Below are 20,005 nucleotides of genomic sequence, written 5' to 3'. Positions count from 1 at the left end.
GTTGTGGCCGCGGGAGGGGGCGGGGGCGGGGCCGCTGCGCGAAGCCGCTCCCCTCCCCGCCCGTCCCCTTACCCGGAGCCCCGGGCCCGTTCCGGGCTGCGCCCGGCCCCTGTCGCGCTATCGCCGGGCCCCGGTTGAGCTTGCCCCGGGCCCGTTCCGGGCTGTGAGCCAGGTGAAGAACGCGTCCGAGGCGAGCTGGAGTTTGGCGTCACCGCCGTAGCCGGGGTTCGCGTCCGGGTCCTGGACGTAGTCGGCCTTCATCGAGTAGTCGAGGCCCTCGCCCTGGACCGGGGTGCCGACGTAGTTGATCTCCAGCGTGGAGAAGTCGATGACGTTGGGCCGCTTCGCGGCCTGTGCCTCGTCGAGACCGGTCAGGGTGATGGCCGCCGCGGTGTCGAGGCTCCGGATCCACGTGTCTTCCAGATCGCCAGTGGCCTTCTCGGTGTGCCGGACACGGAACACGGACAGGGCGCGGCCCTTGCGGTACAGCGGGGTGACACGCAGCAGAGCGAGCCGCACCAGCCCCTCCCAGTGGAACGACCCGGGGTCGGCGCCGAGGTCGACGCCTTCCCGCGCGAGGTCGTCGGCGCCGATGCCGAAGGCGTCGACGACCTTCTGCGGTGTGCCGGCGCTCTCCCATCCCCCCTCGCCGCTCCACCCCGAGCCGAACAGGTGTGCCCCGTCCGGGTGGTGTATGACGTGGGTGCCGTAGGTGATGCTGTGGTCGATCGTAGCCGAGCCGATGACGACCGCCCCCGGGAAGCGCTCGGCCAGCGCGTCCGCCTGCTCGGCGAGCGGGTGGGTCCCTCCGCTGAGCGCCAGGCGGGATCGTTGATCTCGGTCACCGTGCCCCAGCATCCGACACCGACCAGGTCGAGATCCGCGCGGGTGGCGAAGGGCGGCCGTTCGACCGCCTCGATCCGCTCGACCTCCTCCAGCACCGCGTCGACGGTGCGGAGCGCGGCCACGAACTCCCCTGCCCGGGCCGGGTCGTGAGCGGGCAGCGTCTTCGCGCCGGCGGGGACGGGCTGCTCGACGAGGGTGAGCCTGAACTCCCCGTACCTCGCGACGTCCTGCTCCGGCGGGTACTCCCAGAAGCCGTCGTCGGTCATCGCACTGCCTCCATGGATGTCAGGGCCCTGAAGAGAGGAGCGTCCAGAACGCCACGGTAGCGAGGACCGCTGACCGACCCTCCGGGCTCCGCCCCGTGCCGGGCGGAGCCCGGAGGGGGAGGTGTGGCTGGAACACGGCGGGCGTTCCGCCGGGGGACTTCTCAGGTTCACCTTGTGCTGGTGTGCTGCTCCGCGCCAACCCCACGTCACCCAGGAGGCGCTGGTGAATCTGGTTGTCAACGGTGATGCCGAGAGCGGTCCGGGAGGGAGCGCCGAGCCGGTCGGCACGGTCACCGGCTGGGTGGTCGCTCAGGGTGCTCCCGCACTGGTCGGGTACGACGTGGGCGGCGGATACCCGACCGCCGCCGACCCCGGTCCGGCCCGCCGCGGTTCGCGCTTCTTCAGCGGCGGCAACTCGCCCCGCACCGCCCTGGTCCAGGACATCACGCTGCCCGCGACCGGCCCGGCCGGCCGGGTCGCCGTCGATGCGGGTCAGGTGAGCTACACGCTCACCGCCTGGCTCGGCGGGTACGCCGCCCAGGAGGACGGCGCCCGGCTCTCCGCCGAGTTCCGGGACGAGGCCGGGACGCCGACGGCGCTCAGCGTGCTCGGACCCGTCACGGCCGCCGAACGCGGCACGCGTACCGGGCTGCTGGAGCGGACGGCGTCCGGGGCCGTGCCGCCCGGCTCCCGTACCGCACGCCTGCTGTTGGTGTTCACCCGCAGCGGCGGCACCTCCAACGACGGCTACGCCGACGCGATGACGCTCGGCCTCACGACCACGGGGGGTCGCGGGTGACCGGGCTCGACCGGCGGACCCTGCTCAGGGCCGCCGCGGCCGCCGGTGCGCTGAACGTGGCCTGGCCGCTGAGCGCGGGGCTCAGCCCCGCGCAGGCCCGCGAGGCCGCCGAGGCGCTCGGCGCCGACTACGATCCCGCGCCGTTCACCCTGGGCGTCGCATCCGGCGACCCGCAGCCGACCGGCGTCCTGCTCTGGACCCGGCTCGCGCCGGAGCCGCTCGCCGCCGAGCAGCGCCTGCCCGAGGTCGTCGAGGTCGAGTGGACCGTCGCCCTGGACCGGTCGCTGCGCCGGGTCGTGGCACGCGGTACGGCGTCGGCCTCGGCGACCCTCGGCCACAGTGTTCACGTGCCGGTCTCCGGGCTGCGGCCCGGCACCCGCTACTGGTACGCCTTCAAGGCGCTCGGGAGGACCAGCCGCACCGGCCGGACCCTGACCGCGCCCGTCGGCCGGGTGGGCGGTGTGCGGTTCGCCGCCGCCAACTGCCAGGCGTTCCACGACGGTTTCTACGCCGCCCATCGTGGCATCGCCCGCGAGGACGTGGACTTCGTCGTCCATCTCGGCGACTACATCTACGAGCACGGCCGGGTCGGCGGCGTACCCGCCGACCATGTGCGCGACCACGAGGGGCCGTCGGTCTTCACCGTCGCCGACTACCGCCGCCGTCACGCGCTCTACAAGGGCGACGCGTCCCTGCGCGACGCGCACGCCGCCCATCCGTGGTTCCTGACGTGGGACGACCACGAGGTGGCGAACGACTACTCGGGCACCGGTGGCGGCGCTCCGTTCATGCGGCGTCGGGCAGCCGCGTACCAGGCGTGGTACGAGCACATGCCCCACCGCGACGACGGCGCCTTCGCGCTGCCGGACCCGGAGATCCACCGGGTCCGCCGCTGGGGCGACCTGCTGGAACTGACGGTGCTCGACCTGCGTTCGTACCGCTCCGCGCAGAACATCGAGGGCGGCACGATCCTCGGCGCCGAGCAGAAGTCCTGGCTCAGGCGCGGCATCGACCGTGCGCCCGACTCCTGGCACGTCTGGGCCAACTCGATCATGCTCAGCCAGCTCCGCGGCCGGCCCGGCGGCTCGTACATGTTCACCGATCAGTGGGACGGCTTCCTCGCGGAGCGGAAGGAGGTGCTGAGCCATGTGCACGCGAGCGGTCTGGAGGACCTCGTCGTCATCACCGGCGACTGGCACTCCGCGTTCGTCGACGACATCAGGACCGATTTCGACGACCCGTCGTCGCCGCTGGTCGGTACGGAGTTCACGGCGCACTCGGTCACCTCGGGCGCGTACAGCGCGGACTGGAACGAGGCCAACGGGCCGCTCATGGGCGCGGCCAACCCGCATCTGAAGTACTTCGAGGGCAACCGCTACGGCTACGACGTCTACGAGGCCACCCCCGAGCGCTTCAGCGCCCATATGCGGGTGATCGGCGACCGTCGGGACGCGGCGTCGCCCGTCACCACGCTCACGAGCTTCCACGTCGACCGTGGCAGCACCGGCTCGTACGAGGACCCGGCGACGAAGGGCTCTCCCGCGCAGTGGCGGAGGGAGTAGCGGGACGCGTGTCACACCGGTGCGTGGTTCCGCCACGCACCGGCCCGGCCTACTCTCAAGGTCATGTTCGCCGCCTATGCCGCCCGTATCGACCGCGACCAGCCGCTCAACGGCCTCGAGCTGGGCGAACGCCCGGCGCCGGAGGCACGACCGGGCTGGACGACCGTGACCGTCAAGGCCGCCTCCCTCAACCACCACGACCTGTGGTCGCTGCGCGGTGTCGGTCTCGCCGAGGACAAGCTGCCGATGATCCTCGGCTGCGACGCCGCCGGCATCGACGAGGACGGGAACGAGGTGGTGCTGCACTCCGTCGTCGGACAGAGCGGTCACGGCGTCGGCCCCGACGAGCCCCGCTCCATCCTCACCGAGCGCTACCAGGGCACCTTCGCCGAGCGGGTCAGCGTGCCCACGTGGAACGTGCTGCCGAAGCCGAGGGAACTCAGCTTCGAGCAGGCCGCGTGCCTGCCGACCGCCTGGCTGACCGCCTACCGGATGCTGTTCACCAACGCCGGGGTCCGCCCCGGTGATTCCGTCCTGGTCCAGGGCGCGGGCGGCGGTGTGGCCACCGCCGCGATCGTCCTGGGCAAGGCGGCCGGCCTGCGGATGTACGCCACGAGCCGCGACGAGGCCAAGCGCCGGCGCGCCGTCGAGCTGGGCGCGGAGGAGGCGTACGAGCCGGGGGCACGGCTGCCGCGGCGGGTGGACGCCGTCATCGAGACGGTCGGGGCGGCGACCTGGTCGCACTCGGTCAAGTCGCTGCGTCCCGGCGGCACTCTGGTCATTTCGGGTGCCACCAGTGGCGACCGTCCCTCGCACGCCGAGCTGACGCGGATCTTCTTCCTGGAGCTGAAGGTCGTCGGCTCGACGATGGGCTCCAAGGACGAGTTGGAGGACCTGCTCTCGTTCTGTGCGGCCACGGGTGTGCGGCCGGTGATCGACGAGGTGCTGCCACTGGACCGGGCCAGGGAGGGCTTCGAGAAGATCGCCTCCGGTGAGCTGTTCGGAAAGATTGTCCTGACGAACTCTTGATGGATCGTCAGGTCTGCTGATGGGATCTCCGGCACTGCTCTACGACCGTGCCGGAGGTCTTCATGCACCGCCGTCTGCTCGCCGTCCTCGTCTGTGCCGTCCTGCTGCTCTGTGCCGCGCCCGCCGGAGCACAAGACCCCGTGCCGGCTCCGGCCCACGGCGCCGCCGCCCGGGAAGCGCCCGACGGCATCCCCCGGCTGACGGACGACCGGGGCCGGGTCCTGACCCTGCGCGGCTGGAACGTCGAGGACAAGACCCACCGGGGCGAGGCGGCCCTGTCCGCGATCACCGAGCGACACTTCCGCGACCTGCGTGCCCAGGGCTTCAACTTCGCCCGGCTGCTGGTCTTCTGGGACGACCTGGAGCCGGTGCGCGGCCGCTACAGCGAGCGGTATCTGCGCAAGATCGACCAGGTGCTGGACTGGGCGCACAAGCACCGGATCCATGTGCTCATCGACGCACATCAGGACGTCTTCGGGCCTGCCTTCGGACACCGGGGCATCCCCGAGTGGGCGACCAGGACGGACGGGTTGCCGTTCACTCCGCATCCCGACGACTGGTTCTCCGAATACTTCGAGCCCGCCGTGCAGCGCGCGTTCACCCATCTCTACGAGGACCGGGACCTGCGGCTCGCCCAGGCGCGGATGTGGCGGGTGCTGGCCCACCGCTTCGAGGACCACCCCGCCGTCCTCGGCTACGACCTGATCAACGAGCCCATGGGTGAGATCCGGGAGGGCGAGGACCTGGCGACCGCCGCCCGGCGCATCGAGGCCGAGCAGCTCACGCCGATGTACAACCGGCTCGCGGACGCGGTCCGTGCGGTGGACCGGGACACCTGGCTGTTCGTCGAACCGACGCCGATCGTCGGTGAGGGAGTGCCGACCGGGCTGGGCCGGATCGAGGACCCGAGGGTCGTCTACGCCCCGCACTTCTACAACACCGCCATGGAGGCGGGCGCCGACTACGACCCCGCCGCGGGCTGGATCGAGGCGTACGAGCAGGCCGTGACCGAGTATCCGGCGCGTCACCGGATGCCCGTCGTGGTCGGCGAGTGGGGCCCGCTGAACAACGCGCTGCCGAACATGGGCCGCTTCTACCGTGAGGCGCTCGCCTCCCTGAACCGCTACGGCTCCGGCTGGGCCGGGTACGTCTGGTGCTACGGCGGCGGGTACTGCGCGGTCGACGCGGAGGGCCGGTTCCGCACCAACAAGGAGCAGACCGCGGCCCCGTACGCGCCGGCCGTGGCGGGCAGGGTGACGGCCGAGAGGTACGAACCGGGGAGTGGGACGTACCGGCTGGAGTACCGCTCGGCGCGCGGCGTCAGCGAGATCTCGGTGCCACCCGGTGCGAGCGGCTGGCGGATCGAGGTGACCGGCCGCGCCCGGCCGCAGACCCGCACCGTCCCACCCGGCCGGACGGCCACGGTCCGCGTCCACGCCCGCCCGGGCGAGCACGTCACGGTCGGCGTCAGCCCCAGGTGATGCCGTGCCCGGCGGACGGAGGGACGGCGAGAATCGGCTGAGCCCGGCGGGTGGGGCGGCCGGGAGCCGCGCGGCCCCCGGCCCTCGTCACGCCTCCGGGCCGCGCAGCAGGGCGGTGATGTGGGCCGCCGCCGTCGACAGATGGCGCCGGGCCTCGCCCAGCTGGTCCGCCGTCACGCCGTGGTCGCGCGCCGCGTCCCGTACGTCGTCACGGAAGCGGTCCAGCAGCCGCTCCAGATCACGCGCCGGGTCGGCGGAAGCGCCCGCCTCGACGGTGTCCTTCGCCCAGTCGGGGTCGGCGTCCGCCGCGTCCGGCTTTGCATACGGCGGCCATGCCGTGCCCCGTGCCAGCCCGCCGAGCTGGGTGGTCAGCTCGGACAGACCCTCGCGGACGCCGGTCGGCCAGTCGCCGCGCGTGAAGTGGTCCTGGACCTGCTCCTGCACCTGCCGGGCGATGCGCTGCATCTCGGCGCGTGCGTTCTCGCGCGCCTCCTGCGCCTGGCGGCGCGCCTGCCGGGCGTCCTCGCGGGCCCGCCGCGACTCGTCCTTCGCGCGGCGCGTCTGCTCCTTCCACTCCTGCTTGGCGCGCTTGAGCTCCTCCTTCGCGGCGCGCCACGACTCCGTGTCCGTGAAGTCGCCCAGGTCGCCGAAGTCCAACGGGCCCGGGACCCGGTCGCCGGCGGCGGTCCCGGAGTCCTGGGCGGTACGGCTCGCCGCCGCGCGCATCTCGCTGCGCAGCTTGCCCGCCGCGCCGCGGACGTCGTCGCGGATCTCCGCGGCCAGTTCGGAGACCGACTCGCGGATCTCCAGCTCGAGGTCGGCCAGTTCGCCGCTGCGTCCGGCCAGCTCGGCACGGCCCGCGTCGGTGATCGAGTACACCTTGCGGCCGCCCTCGGTGGCGTGGGTGACGAGGCCCTCGGCCTCCAGTTTGGCCAGCCGCGGGTAGACGGTGCCGGCGCTCGGGGCGTAGAGGCCCTGGAAGCGCTCCTCGAGGAGGCGGATCACCTCGTAGCCGTGGCGCGGTGCCTCGTCGAGCAGCTTCAGCAGATACAGGCGCAGCCGGCCGTGGGCGAAGACGGGGGGCATGTCAGAGCACCTTCCCACTCGGGTGGTCCGCGGGTGATTCCTCGTACGGGTCGTCCTCCGCGGGGGGCCTGCGCAGCAGGGCTATGGCCCCGGAGACGGTGGTCGCCTTGAGGGTGCCGGTGCCCGCGCCGAGAGTTCCGGTGATGCGCTTGGCGCCCCACTGCCCGCTGACCCGCAGATTCTCGAAGGCGTTGGACACGGCGCCGCCGGCGGTGTGCGCGTCGACCCGAGCGTCCGCCGGGTGCGGGAGCCGGACGGCGACCTCGCCGGAGACCGTGGTCAGCCGGATGTCCGTCGGCTTCCCCCCGCCCGGTCCGAGGTCGACGACCATGTCACCGCTGACGGAGTCGGCCTTCACCGAGGCGCCCGCGCCGTCGATCACGGTCAGGTCGCCGGAGACAGAGTGGTACGTCAGGTCGCCGGTGACCGACTGGGCCTCGAGGTTGCCGGTGACGGTGTCCGCCCGGACGTCGCCCGACAGGCCGACGAGCGTGGTGTCACCGCTGACGCCGCGCACCGCGGTCGTGCCCCGCACGCCGGAGACGACCGCGCCGGCGCCGACGACACCGACCTCGACGGCCGTCGCCGCCGGTACCGCGACGGACACGACGGCGCTGCGCCGGGGCCCCTTGCGGTCGAGCCACTGGAGGAAGCCCTGCCAGGGCAGGTCCTCGTAGGCGACGGTGAGCGTCGACCCGTTTCTGGTGACCACGAGGGGCGGGCCGTCGATCTCGGAGATCTCCAGACGGGTGGAACCTTCGTCCGTGCCCACGACGTTGACCGTTCCGCCTACGATCCGGACATTGAGCGTGGTCAAAGGGTCGTCGAAGGTGAGTTTCCGGGGCTCGGCGACTTCCCACGTCGTCACTGCCATGATGCTGACCTCCTGGGCCGGCCACGACGCAACATATCGCGTCTCGTTGAGAAGACGATATATCGCGGTGTCGGGTTGTCAAGGGAGGTGCCGCCCGCGGGGGCGGGCAGCCCCGGCGGGCGACGCGTCGCATTGGCGCCGATTGCGGGGCGAATTGCCCTAGCGTGGGGCCATGAACGCGACACCCGCGGGAGCCGTGCTGCTCTGCCGGGCCGACCCGGCGGCCGTGCGGGCCCCGGCCGCTCACCTGCTGCGCGAACAGGCGCTTCTTGCCCCGGCCGGCGACGGATGGAGCCTGCTCGTCCCCGAGGGCGGGCCGTGGCTGGACGGCGGCGAACCGGTCGACGCCGTGCTGGGCGGCTGGGCCGCGGCGCTCTCGATCGGCGCGGGCCGGCCGGTCCTCGCTCTGTGGTGGGACGGCGACGGAGCCGGTCTCACGCTGGCCTCCGGCTTCCGCCGGCCGGTCGGATACGTCTGGCTGGCCGACGGCACCCCGGCGGGCGAGGACGAGGCGATGCGGACCTTCGCGGCGCGGCTGGGGCTCGACCCGGCCCTCGCCCTGCGGGCCCTCGAACCGCTGACCGCACCGGACCCCGAGTCCGACGCCCGGACCAGGCTGGCCGGCCTGACGGCCGTCCTCACCCGCACCGGCCTCGCCCTGCCGCCCGGCCTGGCGCCGGGTGCGTCGGCGGACGGGCTGCGTACCGCCGCGCGGGCGGCGGACGCCGAGGAGATCGATCCCGCCGGTGGCCGGCGCGAGCCCCAGGCCCTTCGGTCCCCGCCCGGTCCGCCCCGCCCGTCCGCCCCGCCCTGGTTCCGGGTGGCGGGCACGGCCCAGCTGGTGGCGGGAGTGGCGCTGGTGGCGTGGGGGCTGCGGCGGCGCAGCGGGGGCTGGCTGACGGCGGGAGCGGTCCTGGTCGCCCACGGACTGGCGCCGTGGACACGGGCGCGGCTGGGTGTGTACGCGCCGGGCCGGTGACCTTCCCCGCCCCGCCCCCGGCGCGCCCCTCACCGAGAACCGGGGCTCCGCCCCGTACTGCGCTCCGCGCGCCGGCCGGGCGTTGCCCCCGGGCGCCGGCACTCGGCCCGGTGCTCGTGCCCCGTACTGCGCGGTCCGCGCGTCCGTTCGGCGCCGGCACTCGGCCCCGACCCGTGGCCCCGGGCCTGGGACGAGAGGGCTATTCGTCGTCCTCGTCGTCGTCGAGGCGCGCCAGCCAGGTGGCGAGGCGTTCCACGGGGACCTCGAAGTCCGGGTTGAGGTCGACGAACGTGCGGAGCTGTTCGGCGAGCCACTCGAAGGTGACTTCCTCCTCGCCGCGTCGCTTCTCCAGCTCCTCGATACCGCGATCGGTGAAGTACATACGGACAGAATATGGCCCGGCCCCGCGATCGGATCGCGGGGCCGGGCCAGGTACTACGTCACGCGGCGGCGCAGCCGCCTCACGCGTCGAAGACCTCGTTGACCAGCTGCTGCTGCTCCGCCTGGTGGCGCTTCGCGGAGCCCACCGCCGGGGACGAGCTGTGCGGGCGCGAGATGCGGCGCAGGCGCTCGCCGTGCGGGATGTCCGCGCCGACGGCCAGGTCGAGGTGGTCGATCAGGTTGAGCGCGATGAACGGCCAGGCGCCCTGGTTCGCCGGCTCCTCCTGGGTCCACAGGTACTTCTCGGCGTTCGGGTACTTGGCGATCTCCGCCTGGACCTCCGCGCCCGGCAGCGGGTACAGACGCTCGAGGCGGATGATCGCCGTGTCCTTGACGCCGCGCTTCTGACGCTCGGCGTCGAGGTCGTAGTAGACCTTGCCCGCGCAGAAGACGACCTTGCGCACGGCCGTCGGGTCGACCGCGCCCGAGTCGACCTCGGTGTCGCCGATCACCGGGCGGAAGCCGCCGGTGGTGAACTCCTCCACCTTGGACGCCGCGGCCTTCAGACGCAGCATCGACTTCGGGGTGAAGACGATCAGCGGCTTGTGGTGCGGGTTGTGGACCTGCCAGCGCAGCAGGTGGAAGTAGTTCGACGGCAGCGTCGGCATCGCGACCGTCATGTTGTCCTGCGCGCACATCTGCAGGAAACGCTCCGGGCGCGCGGAGGAGTGGTCCGGGCCCTGGCCCTCGTAGCCGTGCGGCAGGAGGAGCGTGACGCCGGAGTGCTGGCCCCACTTCTGCTCGGCGGAGGAGATGAACTCGTCCACGACGGTCTGCGCGCCGTTGACGAAGTCACCGAACTGGGCCTCCCACATGACCAGCGCGTCCGGCCGGGCCAGCGAGTAGCCGTACTCGAAGCCCATCGCCGCGTACTCGCTGAGCAGCGAGTCGTAGACGTTGTAGCGGGCCTGGTCCTCGGACAGGTAGAGCAGCGGGGTGTAGTCCTCGCCGGTCTCCTGGTCCACCAGCACCGCGTGGCGCTGGCCGAACGTGCCCCGGCGGGTGTCCTGGCCGGAGAGGCGGACCGGAGTGCCCTCCATCAGCAGCGAGCCGATGGCCAGGGTCTCGCCCATGCCCCAGTCGATGGTGCCGTCCTCGACGGACGCCGCGCGACGCTGCATCTGCGGCATGAGCCGCGGGTGCACGGTGATGTGGTCGGGGATGTTGACCTGGGACTCGGCGATCCGCTTGACGACCTCCTGGGAGACCGCCGTGCCGACCGCGACCGGGAACTCGGCCTCGACGTCCGGGACATGGGTCGGCGCCGGGTGGCTGGTGGCCTCGCGGACCTCCGCGAAGACCTTCTCCAGCTGGCCCTGGAAGTCCTGGAGCGCCTGCTCGGCCTCTTCCAGCGTGATGTCGCCGCGACCGATGAGCGATTCGGTGTAGAGCTTGCGCACCGAACGCTTCTTGTCGATCAGGTTGTACATCTGCGGGTTGGTGAACTGCGGGTTGTCGCCCTCGTTGTGACCGCGGCGGCGGTAGCAGATGAGGTCGATCACGACGTCCTTGTTGAACGCCTGGCGGAACTCGAAGGCGAGCCGCGCGACGCGGACCACGGCCTCCGGGTCGTCGCCGTTCACATGGAAGATCGGCGCCTCGATCATGCGGGCGACGTCGGTCGCGTACATGGAGGAGCGGGAGGACTCCGGCGCCGCCGTGAAGCCGACCTGGTTGTTGATGACGACGTGGACCGTGCCGCCGGTGCGGTAGCCGCGCAGCTGGGACATGTTCAGCGTCTCGGCGACGACACCCTGGCCGGCGAAGGCCGCGTCACCGTGGAGGGCGATCGGCAGGACCGTGAAGTCCGTGCCGCCCTTGTTGATGACGTCCTGCTTGGCGCGGGAGACACCCTCGAGGACCGGGTCGACGGCCTCCAGGTGGGAGGGATTGGCGACCAGGGAGACCTTGATCTGCTCGCCGTCGAGGCCGGTGAAGGTGCCCTCGGCGCCCAGGTGGTACTTCACGTCGCCGGAGCCGTGCATCGACTTCGGGTCGAGGTTGCCCTCGAACTCGCGGAAGATCTGGGCGTACGACTTGCCGACGATGTTCGCCAGTACGTTCAGCCGGCCGCGGTGGGCCATGCCGATGACGACCTCGTCGAGGCGCGACTCGGCGGCCGAGTCGATGACCGCGTCGAGCAGCGGGATGACCGACTCGCCGCCCTCCAGCGAGAAGCGCTTCTGGCCGACGTACTTGGTCTGCAGGAAGGTCTCGAAAGCCTCCGCCGCGTTCAGCCGGCGCAGGATGCGCAGCTGCTCCTCGCGCTCCGGCTTGGTGGCCGAGCGCTCGACCCGGTCCTGCAGCCACTTGCGCTGCTTCGGGTCCTGGATGTGCATGAACTCGATGCCGGTGGTGCGGCAGTACGACTCACGCAGCACGCCCAGGATGTCGCGCAGCTTCATCATCGACTTGCCGGCGAAGCCGCCGACGGCGAACTCGCGCTCCAGGTCCCAGAGCGTGAGGCCGTGCTCGGTGATGTCCAGGTCGGGGTGCTTGCGCTGGCGGTACTCCAGTGGGTCGGTGTCGGCCATGACGTGGCCGCGGACCCGGTAGGAGTGGATCAGCTCGAAGACCCGCGCGGCCTTGGTGACGTCGTCGTCGTGCGAGGCGTCGATGTCCTTGAGCCAGCGGACCGGCTCGTAGGGGATGCGCAGCGACTCGAAGATCTCGTCGTAGAAGTTCTCCTCGCCGAGGAGGAGGTTCGCGACGATCCGCAGGAACTCGCCCGAGGCGGCGCCCTGGATGACGCGGTGGTCGTACGTCGAGGTGAGCGTCATCACCTTGGAGATGCCCAGCTTGTTCAGGGTGTCCTGCGAGGTGCCCTGGAACTCGGCCGGGTAGTCCATGGAGCCGACGCCCATGATGACCGACTGACCTGGCATCAGACGCGGCACGGAGTGGACGGTGCCGAGGCCGCCGGGGTTGGTCAGCGAGACGGTGACGCCGGTGAAGTCGTCCATCGTCAGCTTGTTGGTGCGGGCGCGGCGGACGATGTCCTCGTATGCCTGCCAGAACTCGAAGAAGTTCAGCGTCTCGGCCTTCTTGATGCCCGCGACGACCAGCTGTCGGTCGCCGTTCGGCTTCACCAGGTCGATGGCCAGACCGAAGTTGACGTGGTCGGGCTTGACCAGGGTCGGCTTGCCGTCCTTCTCCGCGAAGGACCAGTTCATCGACGGCATGGCCTTGATGGCCTGCACCATCGCGTACCCGATGAGGTGGGTGAAGGAGATCTTCCCGCCACGGGCGCGCTTGAGGTGGTTGTTGATGACGATGCGGTTGTCGAAGAGCAGCTTCACCGGGACGGCACGCACGGACGTGGCCGTGGGCAGTTCCAGGGAGGCGTTCATGTTCTTCGCGACCGCGGCGGCCGGGCCGCGCAGCGTCACGAGCTCGGGGCCGTCGGCCGGCTGGGTGTCGGCCTTGGCGGCCGGGGCCGGCTTGGCGGCGGCGGGCTTGGCCGGAGCGGCCGCGGGGGCCGCCTTGGCCGGAGCCGGAGCGGCGGGGGCGGTGGGCTGCGCCGGAGCGGCCGGCTGCGCCGGCGCGGCGTCCGGGGCGGGAGCCGTACCGGCTCCGTCGCCCTGAGTCTGCTTCGCTCCGGCGGCGGGGGCGTCCGCGGTGGCGGCCGCACCCGGCTTGTAGTCGGCGAAGAAGTCCCACCAGGCACGGTCGACCGAATTCGGATCCTGGAGGTACTGCTGGTAGATCTCGTCGACGAGCCACTCATTGGCGCCGAACGCGGCGGCAGGGTTCTGACCCTGCCCGGTTTGGTCGGTCGAGAGACTCGAGTTACTGGGGGACTGAGACGACACGGCGAGAACCGCCCTCTTCCGCTTCGCAAGGTGATGGACAGCGGAAATAAAGGCTACGCCTCCCTGGCCGGGAGGTGCAGGCCGGGCGGGTCAACGTCGTGCAAGTCACACCGAACAGCGCGTTTCGGTGCTGTGAATGGCGGGAAACTAGCACGGTTCGGCCGAGCCGGGGTACGGCTATCAGCGGTCACGAGCCCTTGGCCCGCACCCCTGGCGGCACTCCGGGAGCTGCCTGACCGGCAGTTTTCCTCGGCTCGGCAGATCGGCTTCCCGTGTCTCGACCACTTACACGGAGAATCTGTGCTTCCGGTTCGAACCCTACGTCAACCGCGTGCCGACCTGGCCCCCGGAAGAGTGACGCGGATGCGGCAGCCGTGTGCGGATTCGGCCACCCCGATGCGCCCGCCGTGCAGATCGACCGCCCAGCGCGCGATCGCCAGTCCCAGCCCCGTGCCGCCGTCGCTGCCGGGCCCGTGCGGGGCGGGGACGCCGCCCCGGTTGAACCGCTCGAAGACCCGGTGCCGGTCCTGCTCCGGGATGCCCGGACCTTCGTCCAGCACTTCCAGGTCGAGCGACTCCGGATAGGGACCGCGCCTGGCCCGTACCGTGACCCGGCCGTGCGGCGGGGAGTGCTTCACCGCGTTGTCGATGAGATTCGCCACCACCTGGTGCAGCCGCTCGGCGTCCGCGTGCGCCGTCAGCTCCGCCGGGGACACGTCCAGGTGGAGATGGACGTCGGTACGGGTGTGGTGGCCCGACCCGGAAGCGAGGCCGGGCCGCGCCGAGACCAGGTTGGCCTCCTTGAGCACCCCGGATAGATAGGGCCACACCTCGAAACACGACGCCCGCAGCGGCAGCACTCCGTTGTCGAGGCGGGACAGGTCGAGCAGCGTCTCGACCAGCCGGCCCAGCCGCTCGGTCTGCTTCAGCGCCGTGCGCATCGTCTCCGGGTCGGCGGCGGACACCCCGTCGACGACGTTCTCCAGCACGGCGCGCAGCGCGGCGATCGGGGTGCGCAGCTCGTGGGAGACGTTGGCGACCAGCTCCTTGCGGTGCCGGTCGACGGCCTCCAGGTCGTCCGCCATGCGGTTGATCGTGGAGGCCAGGTCGCCGAGTTCGTCGCGGCGGTCGGCGCCGCGCACCCGGCGGGTGTAGTCGCCGTGCGATATGCCCTTGGCGACGGTGTTCATCTCGTCCAGCGGAGCGGTCAGGCCGTGCGCCACGAACTGGGTGATCAACAGGGTGGCGATGATCGTGAAGACCGTGATGAACCGCACCTCGGTCTTGCTGTGGAACGCCAACAGCATCAGACCGGTGGTGATGAGGACCGAGACCACGACGAGCGTGCTGAGCTTGGTCTTGATCGATATCGTGATGGACGCGGTACTGAGCCATCTGCCCGGCCCGACGGCCTGCCGCCGTGGACTCATGGCGCGGGCGTCTCCAGGGCGTACCCCACACCGTGGACGGTACGGATGCGCTCGGCGCCGATCTTGCGGCGCAGCGCCTTGATGTGGCTGTCGACCGTTCGTGTTCCGGAGGCGTCCGCCCAGTCCCACACCTCTGCGAGCAGCTGTTCACGGGAGAGGACCGCGCGCGGCGTGTTCGCCAGGCACACCAGCAGGTCGAACTCGGTCGGCGTCAGGTGCACGTCCTCAGCCCGGACACGCACACGGCGCTGCGCGTGGTCGATCTCCAGTTCGCCGAGACGCAGGATCCCGCTGCGCGGAGTCACCGCGGCGAGGGCCGCCCGCTCCACCCGGCGCAGCAGGACGTGCACCCTGGCCGCGAGTTCGCGCATGGAGAACGGCTTGGTCATGTAGTCGTCCGCGCCGACGCCCAGCCCGACGAGCATGTCCGTCTCGTCGTCACGGGCGGTCAGCATCAGCACCGGCACGGGGCGCTGCGCCTGGACCCGGCGGCAGACCTCGAGTCCGTCGAAGCCGGGCAGCATGATGTCGAGAACCATCATGTCCGGCTGCCATGCCTCCGCGGCGTCGACGGCGGCCGGTCCGTCGAGGGCGGTCTGCACCAGGAAGCCCTCGGCCCGCAGCCGCGCCGCGATGGCGTCGACGATCGTGGCGTCGTCCTCCACCACCAGCACCCGGCGCTGGGCCCCCGGAGTGGCCGCGACGCCGCCTTGCGTGGTGTGTGTCTGCTCCATCGCCCCGCCCTTGTACGCGTTCTCTGCGAGCTGCATGTGGTTCTGCTTCGAAGCTGGATCCGCTGTGTAGTCCAGCAGCGTAAAGGCAGCGGCTGTGTCCCGGCTACGCAGGGCGAACGGCGAGGTGGACGACGTCCGGTACGCCCCGGGCAAGGTGGATCTCTTCGGTTCTTACTGCGCTGAACCCGGCATTCCGCAACGACTCTTCGAATTCCGGGGACGGCTGCGCGGACCACACGGCGAGCACTCCGCCGGGCGCCAACACGGCTGCGCACGCGGCGAGTCCGGCCGGTGAGTAGAGCGCCCCGTTGTCCTCCGTGACGGTCCAGTCGGGCCCGTTGTCGATGTCCAGGCACAGGGCGTCGTAACGGTCCGCGGTCGCGTTCAGGTGGTTCAGCAGGTCGGTGTGAAGGATCACGCAGCGCGGATCGGCGAGTGCCCGCCCGGAGACGGCGGCGAGCGGCCCGCCGCGGTGCCAGTCGATGATCGCCTGCTCGCGCTCGACCACGGCGATCTGCCGCCACGACGGCATGGCCGCGGCGTGGGCGAGCGAGAAGCCCACCCCCAGACCGCCGATGAGGAGGCGCGGGGCGACGTTGCCCGTGCCGATGGCCTCGTACGCGGCGTCGACGAGCAGCCGCTCGGACCGCCCGTCGGAGGTGTCCATCAGGAAGCACCCGTTGGCGATGATCTCGTGCACCTTCTCGTCGCCGTCGCCCCGTCTGCGCAGTACCACCTCCCCGTAGGGGCCCTCGCGCCGGTCGAGGGTGACAGGGGCGTCGCTGGCGGGGAACGGCATGAGATGACCTCCGGGCGGCCGGCAGGTGACGACGGGAATCGGCCCCATTCTGTCGGGGCGGCACGCGGCGGGCCAAACCCGTCGGAGGCCGGGCGGCGCCGATGTTCCGGTTCACGGCAACGACGGTCGGAACGGGCCGCCGCCGGTGCTCAGGAGGCCCGGCGGTGGAAGAGGCTCGCCAGCGGTGCGTGGGTGTGCCGGCCCAGGGACTCGTAGAGGGCGCGGTCGTCCGGGGTGCCGCCCAGAAGGCCGATGGTGGCGCCGTGGTCTGTTACGCACCGAGAGGTGGGGGAGTGCGACTGAATATCAAGGTGACGCACGTCACGGCGGCGGGCCGTTCACGGGCGGGCCGCCTTCTCGCCGTGCACCGCCGTGTACTCGGCCGCCAGCCAGGGCCCCAGGTCCTCCGTAAGGGCGCGGAGTCCGGCCGGGTCAGGCGTCGGGGTTCGGGCCGCGCGGGCAGCCGACCGCATCTGGGCCGCGCGCCGCGGGTAGTAGCGCGCGAACAGCTCCGCCGACTCGTGCAGATCGCTGGTCCAGCCGCCCCAGCGGGGCATGACCAGCGTGAACCCCGACCGCACGACGCGCCGCGCGATTCGGCGGCACATGGCCCGCCGTTCGGCATCCGTACGGGCGTTCAGCAAGCCGTCCCGCCAGCGCGGCAGCGCGAGAGCCAGATCGCCGTTGGTCTCGCGGGCCAGCAGCGAGGTGGGGCGCTGAGGCGGGAGCCGGGCGGCCAGGTCCTCCCCGAGGAGCGGTGTGCACAGGCAGGAGATGAAGAAGCCCAGGTCGTACCGCTCGAGTTCGCTCAGCGCCGCTCCGACCCCCACGAGCAGAACACCGACGCCGTCGATCACGTCGAACGACCCGTCGAGCACGCCCTCGGCGGCGTCGGCGTCCGCCCGGTCGCGCGCAGTGGGCTCCTCGGCCAGGACGAGCAGTAGGTCGAGGTCGGAGATGCCGGGCACGGCCGTGCCGCGCGGGATGCTGCCGTAGACATACGCGCTGTGCAGCCGGCCGTCGCCGAAGCGTCCCGCGATCTCCGCCCGGGCCGCGGCGACCACGGGCGCGAAGCGGGCGGTCACGTGGTCGAGCGAACCCTCCCGGGCGATGGTCCCGTCAGGGTTCAGTCCCTTGTTCCCCATCGCCTCACTATGGCGCGCGGTGCCGTCGTCGCCCACCGGATTTCGGTGATCGCTCAGGGCGAACACGGTGAAGGGAACAATGGCGGGCTCACATGCATTGAGTCGGTACAGCTCAACTTGACTGCCTAAGGGGAGATCATGGCTGCCGATATCAAGGCGAACTCACCGCTCACTCTGCCCGTGCTGCCGCTCGACGACGAGGTCGTGCTGCCCGGCATGGTCGTGCCGCTCGACCTGTCCGACACCGACGTACGCGCTGCGGTCGAGGCCGCCCAGGCTGTCGCCCGCACCTCCGGCAACAAGCCGAAGGTGCTGCTCGTTCCCCGGGTCGACGGCACCTACGCCGCGACCGGTGTGCTCGCCACCGTCGAGCAGGTCGGCCGGCTCTCCGACGGCGACCCCGGCGCGCTGATCCGCGGCGTCGGCCGCGTCCGTATCGGCGCCGGTACGACCGGTCCCGGCGCCGCCCTGTGGGTGGAGGGCACCGTGGTCGAGGAGACCGTGCCCGACCCCCTGCCCGGCGCGGTGACCGAACTGGCCAAGGAGTACAAGGCCCTTGCCACCGACTGGTTGAAGAAGCGCGGTGCCTGGCAGGTCGTCGACCGTGTGCAGCAGATCGAGGGCGTCTCGCAGCTCGCCGACAACTCCGGGTACTCGCCGTTCCTGACGACCGCCCAGAAGATCGAGCTGCTCGAGACCGGCGACCCCGTCGCCCGGCTCAGGCTCGCCACCGAGCAGCTGCGCGAGCACCTTGCCGAGCAGGACGTCGCCGAGTCCATCGCCAAGGACGTCCAGGAAGGCGTCGACAAGCAGCAGCGCGAGTTCCTGCTCCGCCGTCAGCTGGACGCGGTGCGCAAGGAGCTGCGCGAGCTGGGCGGCCGGGGCGGCGAGGACGAGTCCGACGACTACCGCGTCCGCGTCGAGAACGCCGACCTGCCCGAGAAGGTCAGGGACGCCGCGCTCAAGGAGGTCGAGAAGCTGGAGCGGGCGAGCGACCAGTCGCCCGAGGGCTCCTGGATCCGCACCTGGCTCGACACGGTGCTCGAACTGCCGTGGAACGAACGCACGGAGGACGCGTACGACATCCAGGGCGCCAAGGCCGTCCTGGACGCCGAGCACGCGGGCCTGCAAGACGTGAAGGAGCGGATCACCGAGTACCTGGCGGTGCGCAAGCGGCGCGCCGACCGGGGGCTGGGCGTGGTCGGCGGGCGGCGCGGGGGCGCGGTACTCGCACTCGTCGGCCCGCCCGGCGTGGGCAAGACGTCGCTCGGCGAGTCCGTAGCGCACGCGATGGGCCGCAAGTTCGTGCGCGTCGCGCTCGGTGGCGTACGGGACGAGGCCGAGATCCGAGGCCACCGGCGTACGTACGTCGGCGCGCTGCCCGGCCGGATCGTGCGTGCCGTCAAGGAGGCCGGCTCGATGAACCCGGTCGTTCTGCTCGACGAGATCGACAAGGTCGGGTCCGACTTCCGCGGCGACCCCGCCGCAGCCCTGCTCGAGGTCCTGGACCCCGCGCAGAACCACACCTTCCGAGACCACTACCTCGAGGTCGAGCTCGATCTCAGCGACGTCGTCTTCCTCGCCACCGCCAACGTCATGGAGGCCATCCCGGAGGCGCTGCTCGACCGGATGGAGCTGGTACGGCTCGACGGCTACACCGAGGACGAGAAGATCGTCATCGCCCGCGACCACCTCGTACCGCGCCAGCTGGAGCGGGCCGGCCTGGAGGCCGGCGAGGTGACGTTCGACGACTCGGCGCTGCGCAGGCTGGCGGGGGAGTACACCCGCGAGGCGGGCGTACGGAACCTGGAGCGGTCTGTCGCGCGGCTGCTGCGGAAGGTCGCGGCACAGCACGAGCTGGGCGACCGCGAACTGCCGTTCACCGTCACGGAGGACGAGCTGCGCGGCCTCATCGGGCGGCCGCGCCACGTTCCCGAGTCGGCGCAGGACCCGGCCGAGCGCCGCACCGCGGTGCCCGGCGTGGCCACCGGGCTCGCGGTGACGGGGGCAGGCGGGGACGTGCTGTTCGTGGAGGCGTCGCTCGCCGACCCGGAGACCGGCGGATCCGGACTGACGCTGACCGGTCAGCTCGGTGACGTGATGAAGGAGTCCGCGCAGATCGCGCTGAGCTTCCTGCGCTCGCACGGCGCCGAGCTGGAGTTGCCGGTCGCCGACCTCAAGGACCGGGGCGTGCACATCCACTTCCCGGCGGGCGCGGTCCCGAAGGACGGGCCGAGCGCGGGCATCACGATGATCACGGCACTCGCGTCCCTCCTCTCCGGTCGCCAGGTGCGTACGGACGTGGCGATGACCGGCGAGGTGTCGCTGACCGGCCGGGTGCTGCCCATCGGCGGCGTGAAGCAGAAGCTGCTCGCGGCGCACCGGGCGGGTATCACCACGGTCGTGATCCCGAAGCGGAACGAGGCCGACCTGGACGACGTCCCGGCGGAGATCCTCGACAAGCTGGAAGTGCATCCGGTGACGGACGTCCGCCAGGTCCTGGAGCTGGCGCTCTCCACGGCGAAGATCCCGGTGACGGCGGCGGCCTGACCGGACCGGAGCGCCGCACTCGGCCTGACCGGCCCCGGTGACGGCGGGGGCCCGACGGGGCCGTGGCGGCGGCCCGACGGTCCTCGGGGGCGCACGTGGGCAGTACCGGCTCGGGCGACAGACAGGCAGGGGCCCGGTGGTGGTGGAACCCGGCGGTGGTGACCACCGCCGG

The 20,005-nt window shown here is 71.7% G+C and carries 14 protein-coding genes and 1 pseudogene; 6 read left to right on the top strand and 9 right to left on the bottom strand.

Annotated features, from left to right (window positions below; all coding sequences use genetic code 11):
• Nucleotides 1–117 precede the first annotated feature (117 nt).
• Nucleotides 118–1,112: pseudogene (locus tag AB0903_RS05205) on the bottom strand (DUF6333 family protein).
• 223 nt (nucleotides 1,113–1,335) lie between these two features.
• Between AB0903_RS05205 and AB0903_RS05200 the strand changes: the two are divergent.
• The 4 genes from AB0903_RS05200 (at nucleotide 1,336) to AB0903_RS05185 (ending at nucleotide 5,983) form a co-directional block, all read left to right on the top strand.
• Nucleotides 1,336–1,911 (top strand): phosphoesterase, encoded by a 576-nt coding sequence (locus tag AB0903_RS05200; protein ID WP_366699159.1) that lies wholly within the window; start codon nucleotides 1,336–1,338, stop codon nucleotides 1,909–1,911.
• A complete protein-coding gene (locus tag AB0903_RS05195; RefSeq protein ID WP_366699157.1) occupies nucleotides 1,908–3,473 on the top strand; it encodes an alkaline phosphatase D family protein in 1,566 nt (521 codons plus the stop codon). Before AB0903_RS05200 ends, AB0903_RS05195 begins: the two co-directional genes overlap by 4 nt.
• 63 nt (nucleotides 3,474–3,536) lie before the next feature.
• A complete protein-coding gene (locus AB0903_RS05190; RefSeq protein WP_366699155.1) occupies nucleotides 3,537–4,502 on the top strand; it encodes a zinc-binding dehydrogenase in 966 nt (321 codons plus the stop codon).
• A gap of 62 nt (nucleotides 4,503–4,564) precedes the next feature.
• Nucleotides 4,565–5,983 (top strand): cellulase family glycosylhydrolase, encoded by a 1,419-nt coding sequence (locus tag AB0903_RS05185; protein WP_366699223.1) that lies wholly within the window; start codon nucleotides 4,565–4,567, stop codon nucleotides 5,981–5,983.
• Nucleotides 5,984–6,070: 87 nt separating this feature from the next.
• On the opposite strand, the gene AB0903_RS05180 is transcribed toward AB0903_RS05185, so the two are convergent.
• Both AB0903_RS05180 and AB0903_RS05175 read right to left on the bottom strand, forming a co-directional pair.
• Nucleotides 6,071–7,069 (bottom strand): helix-turn-helix transcriptional regulator, encoded by a 999-nt coding sequence (locus AB0903_RS05180; RefSeq protein ID WP_366699153.1) that lies wholly within the window; start codon nucleotides 7,067–7,069, stop codon nucleotides 6,071–6,073.
• Between the two features lies 1 nt (nucleotide 7,070).
• On the bottom strand, nucleotides 7,071–7,943 hold the full coding sequence (locus tag AB0903_RS05175; protein ID WP_366699151.1) for a DUF4097 family beta strand repeat-containing protein: 873 nt from the start codon (nucleotides 7,941–7,943) through the stop codon (nucleotides 7,071–7,073).
• Between the two features lie 172 nt (nucleotides 7,944–8,115).
• Here AB0903_RS05175 and AB0903_RS05170 point away from each other — a divergent pair, with 172 nt between their 5' ends.
• Nucleotides 8,116–8,922: a hypothetical protein gene (locus AB0903_RS05170; protein ID WP_366699149.1), complete on the top strand. Its 807-nt coding sequence runs from the start codon at nucleotides 8,116–8,118 to the stop codon at nucleotides 8,920–8,922.
• Nucleotides 8,923–9,121: 199 nt separating this feature from the next.
• On the opposite strand, the gene AB0903_RS05165 is transcribed toward AB0903_RS05170, so the two are convergent.
• From AB0903_RS05165 to AB0903_RS05140, 6 genes are all read right to left on the bottom strand, one after another.
• Nucleotides 9,122–9,304: a DUF6104 family protein gene (locus AB0903_RS05165; RefSeq protein ID WP_019058231.1), complete on the bottom strand. Its 183-nt coding sequence runs from the start codon at nucleotides 9,302–9,304 to the stop codon at nucleotides 9,122–9,124.
• Between the two features lie 79 nt (nucleotides 9,305–9,383).
• Nucleotides 9,384–13,175 (bottom strand): multifunctional oxoglutarate decarboxylase/oxoglutarate dehydrogenase thiamine pyrophosphate-binding subunit/dihydrolipoyllysine-residue succinyltransferase subunit, encoded by a 3,792-nt coding sequence (locus AB0903_RS05160; RefSeq protein WP_366699147.1) that lies wholly within the window; start codon nucleotides 13,173–13,175, stop codon nucleotides 9,384–9,386.
• Between the two features lie 323 nt (nucleotides 13,176–13,498).
• The gene (locus AB0903_RS05155; protein WP_366699145.1) at nucleotides 13,499–14,605 is read right to left on the bottom strand and encodes an ATP-binding protein; all 1,107 of its coding nucleotides are present in this window, start codon (nucleotides 14,603–14,605) and stop codon (nucleotides 13,499–13,501) included.
• Entirely contained in the window at nucleotides 14,602–15,339 is a 738-nt protein-coding gene (locus AB0903_RS05150; protein ID WP_366699222.1) for a response regulator transcription factor, read from the bottom strand. The genes AB0903_RS05155 and AB0903_RS05150 overlap by 4 nt, the downstream gene beginning before the upstream one ends.
• 103 nt (nucleotides 15,340–15,442) lie before the next feature.
• Nucleotides 15,443–16,138, bottom strand: coding sequence for a spermidine synthase (locus AB0903_RS05145; protein WP_366699143.1), 696 nt, complete (start codon nucleotides 16,136–16,138; stop codon nucleotides 15,443–15,445).
• A 338-nt stretch (nucleotides 16,139–16,476) separates the two neighbouring features.
• Entirely contained in the window at nucleotides 16,477–17,283 is an 807-nt protein-coding gene (locus AB0903_RS05140) for a nucleotidyltransferase domain-containing protein (RefSeq protein WP_366699141.1), read from the bottom strand.
• Between the two features lie 138 nt (nucleotides 17,284–17,421).
• On the opposite strand from AB0903_RS05140, the gene lon reads away from it, so the two are divergent.
• Complete coding sequence (lon, locus tag AB0903_RS05135; protein WP_366699139.1) at nucleotides 17,422–19,833, top strand: endopeptidase La; 2,412 nt, start codon at nucleotides 17,422–17,424, stop codon at nucleotides 19,831–19,833.
• Nucleotides 19,834–20,005 lie beyond the last annotated feature (172 nt).

Source organism: Streptomyces sp. NPDC048389, from assembly GCF_040706335.1.
GTDB lineage: Bacteria > Actinomycetota > Actinomycetes > Streptomycetales > Streptomycetaceae > Streptomyces.
This window is presented reverse-complemented; position numbering and strand designations above follow the sequence as displayed.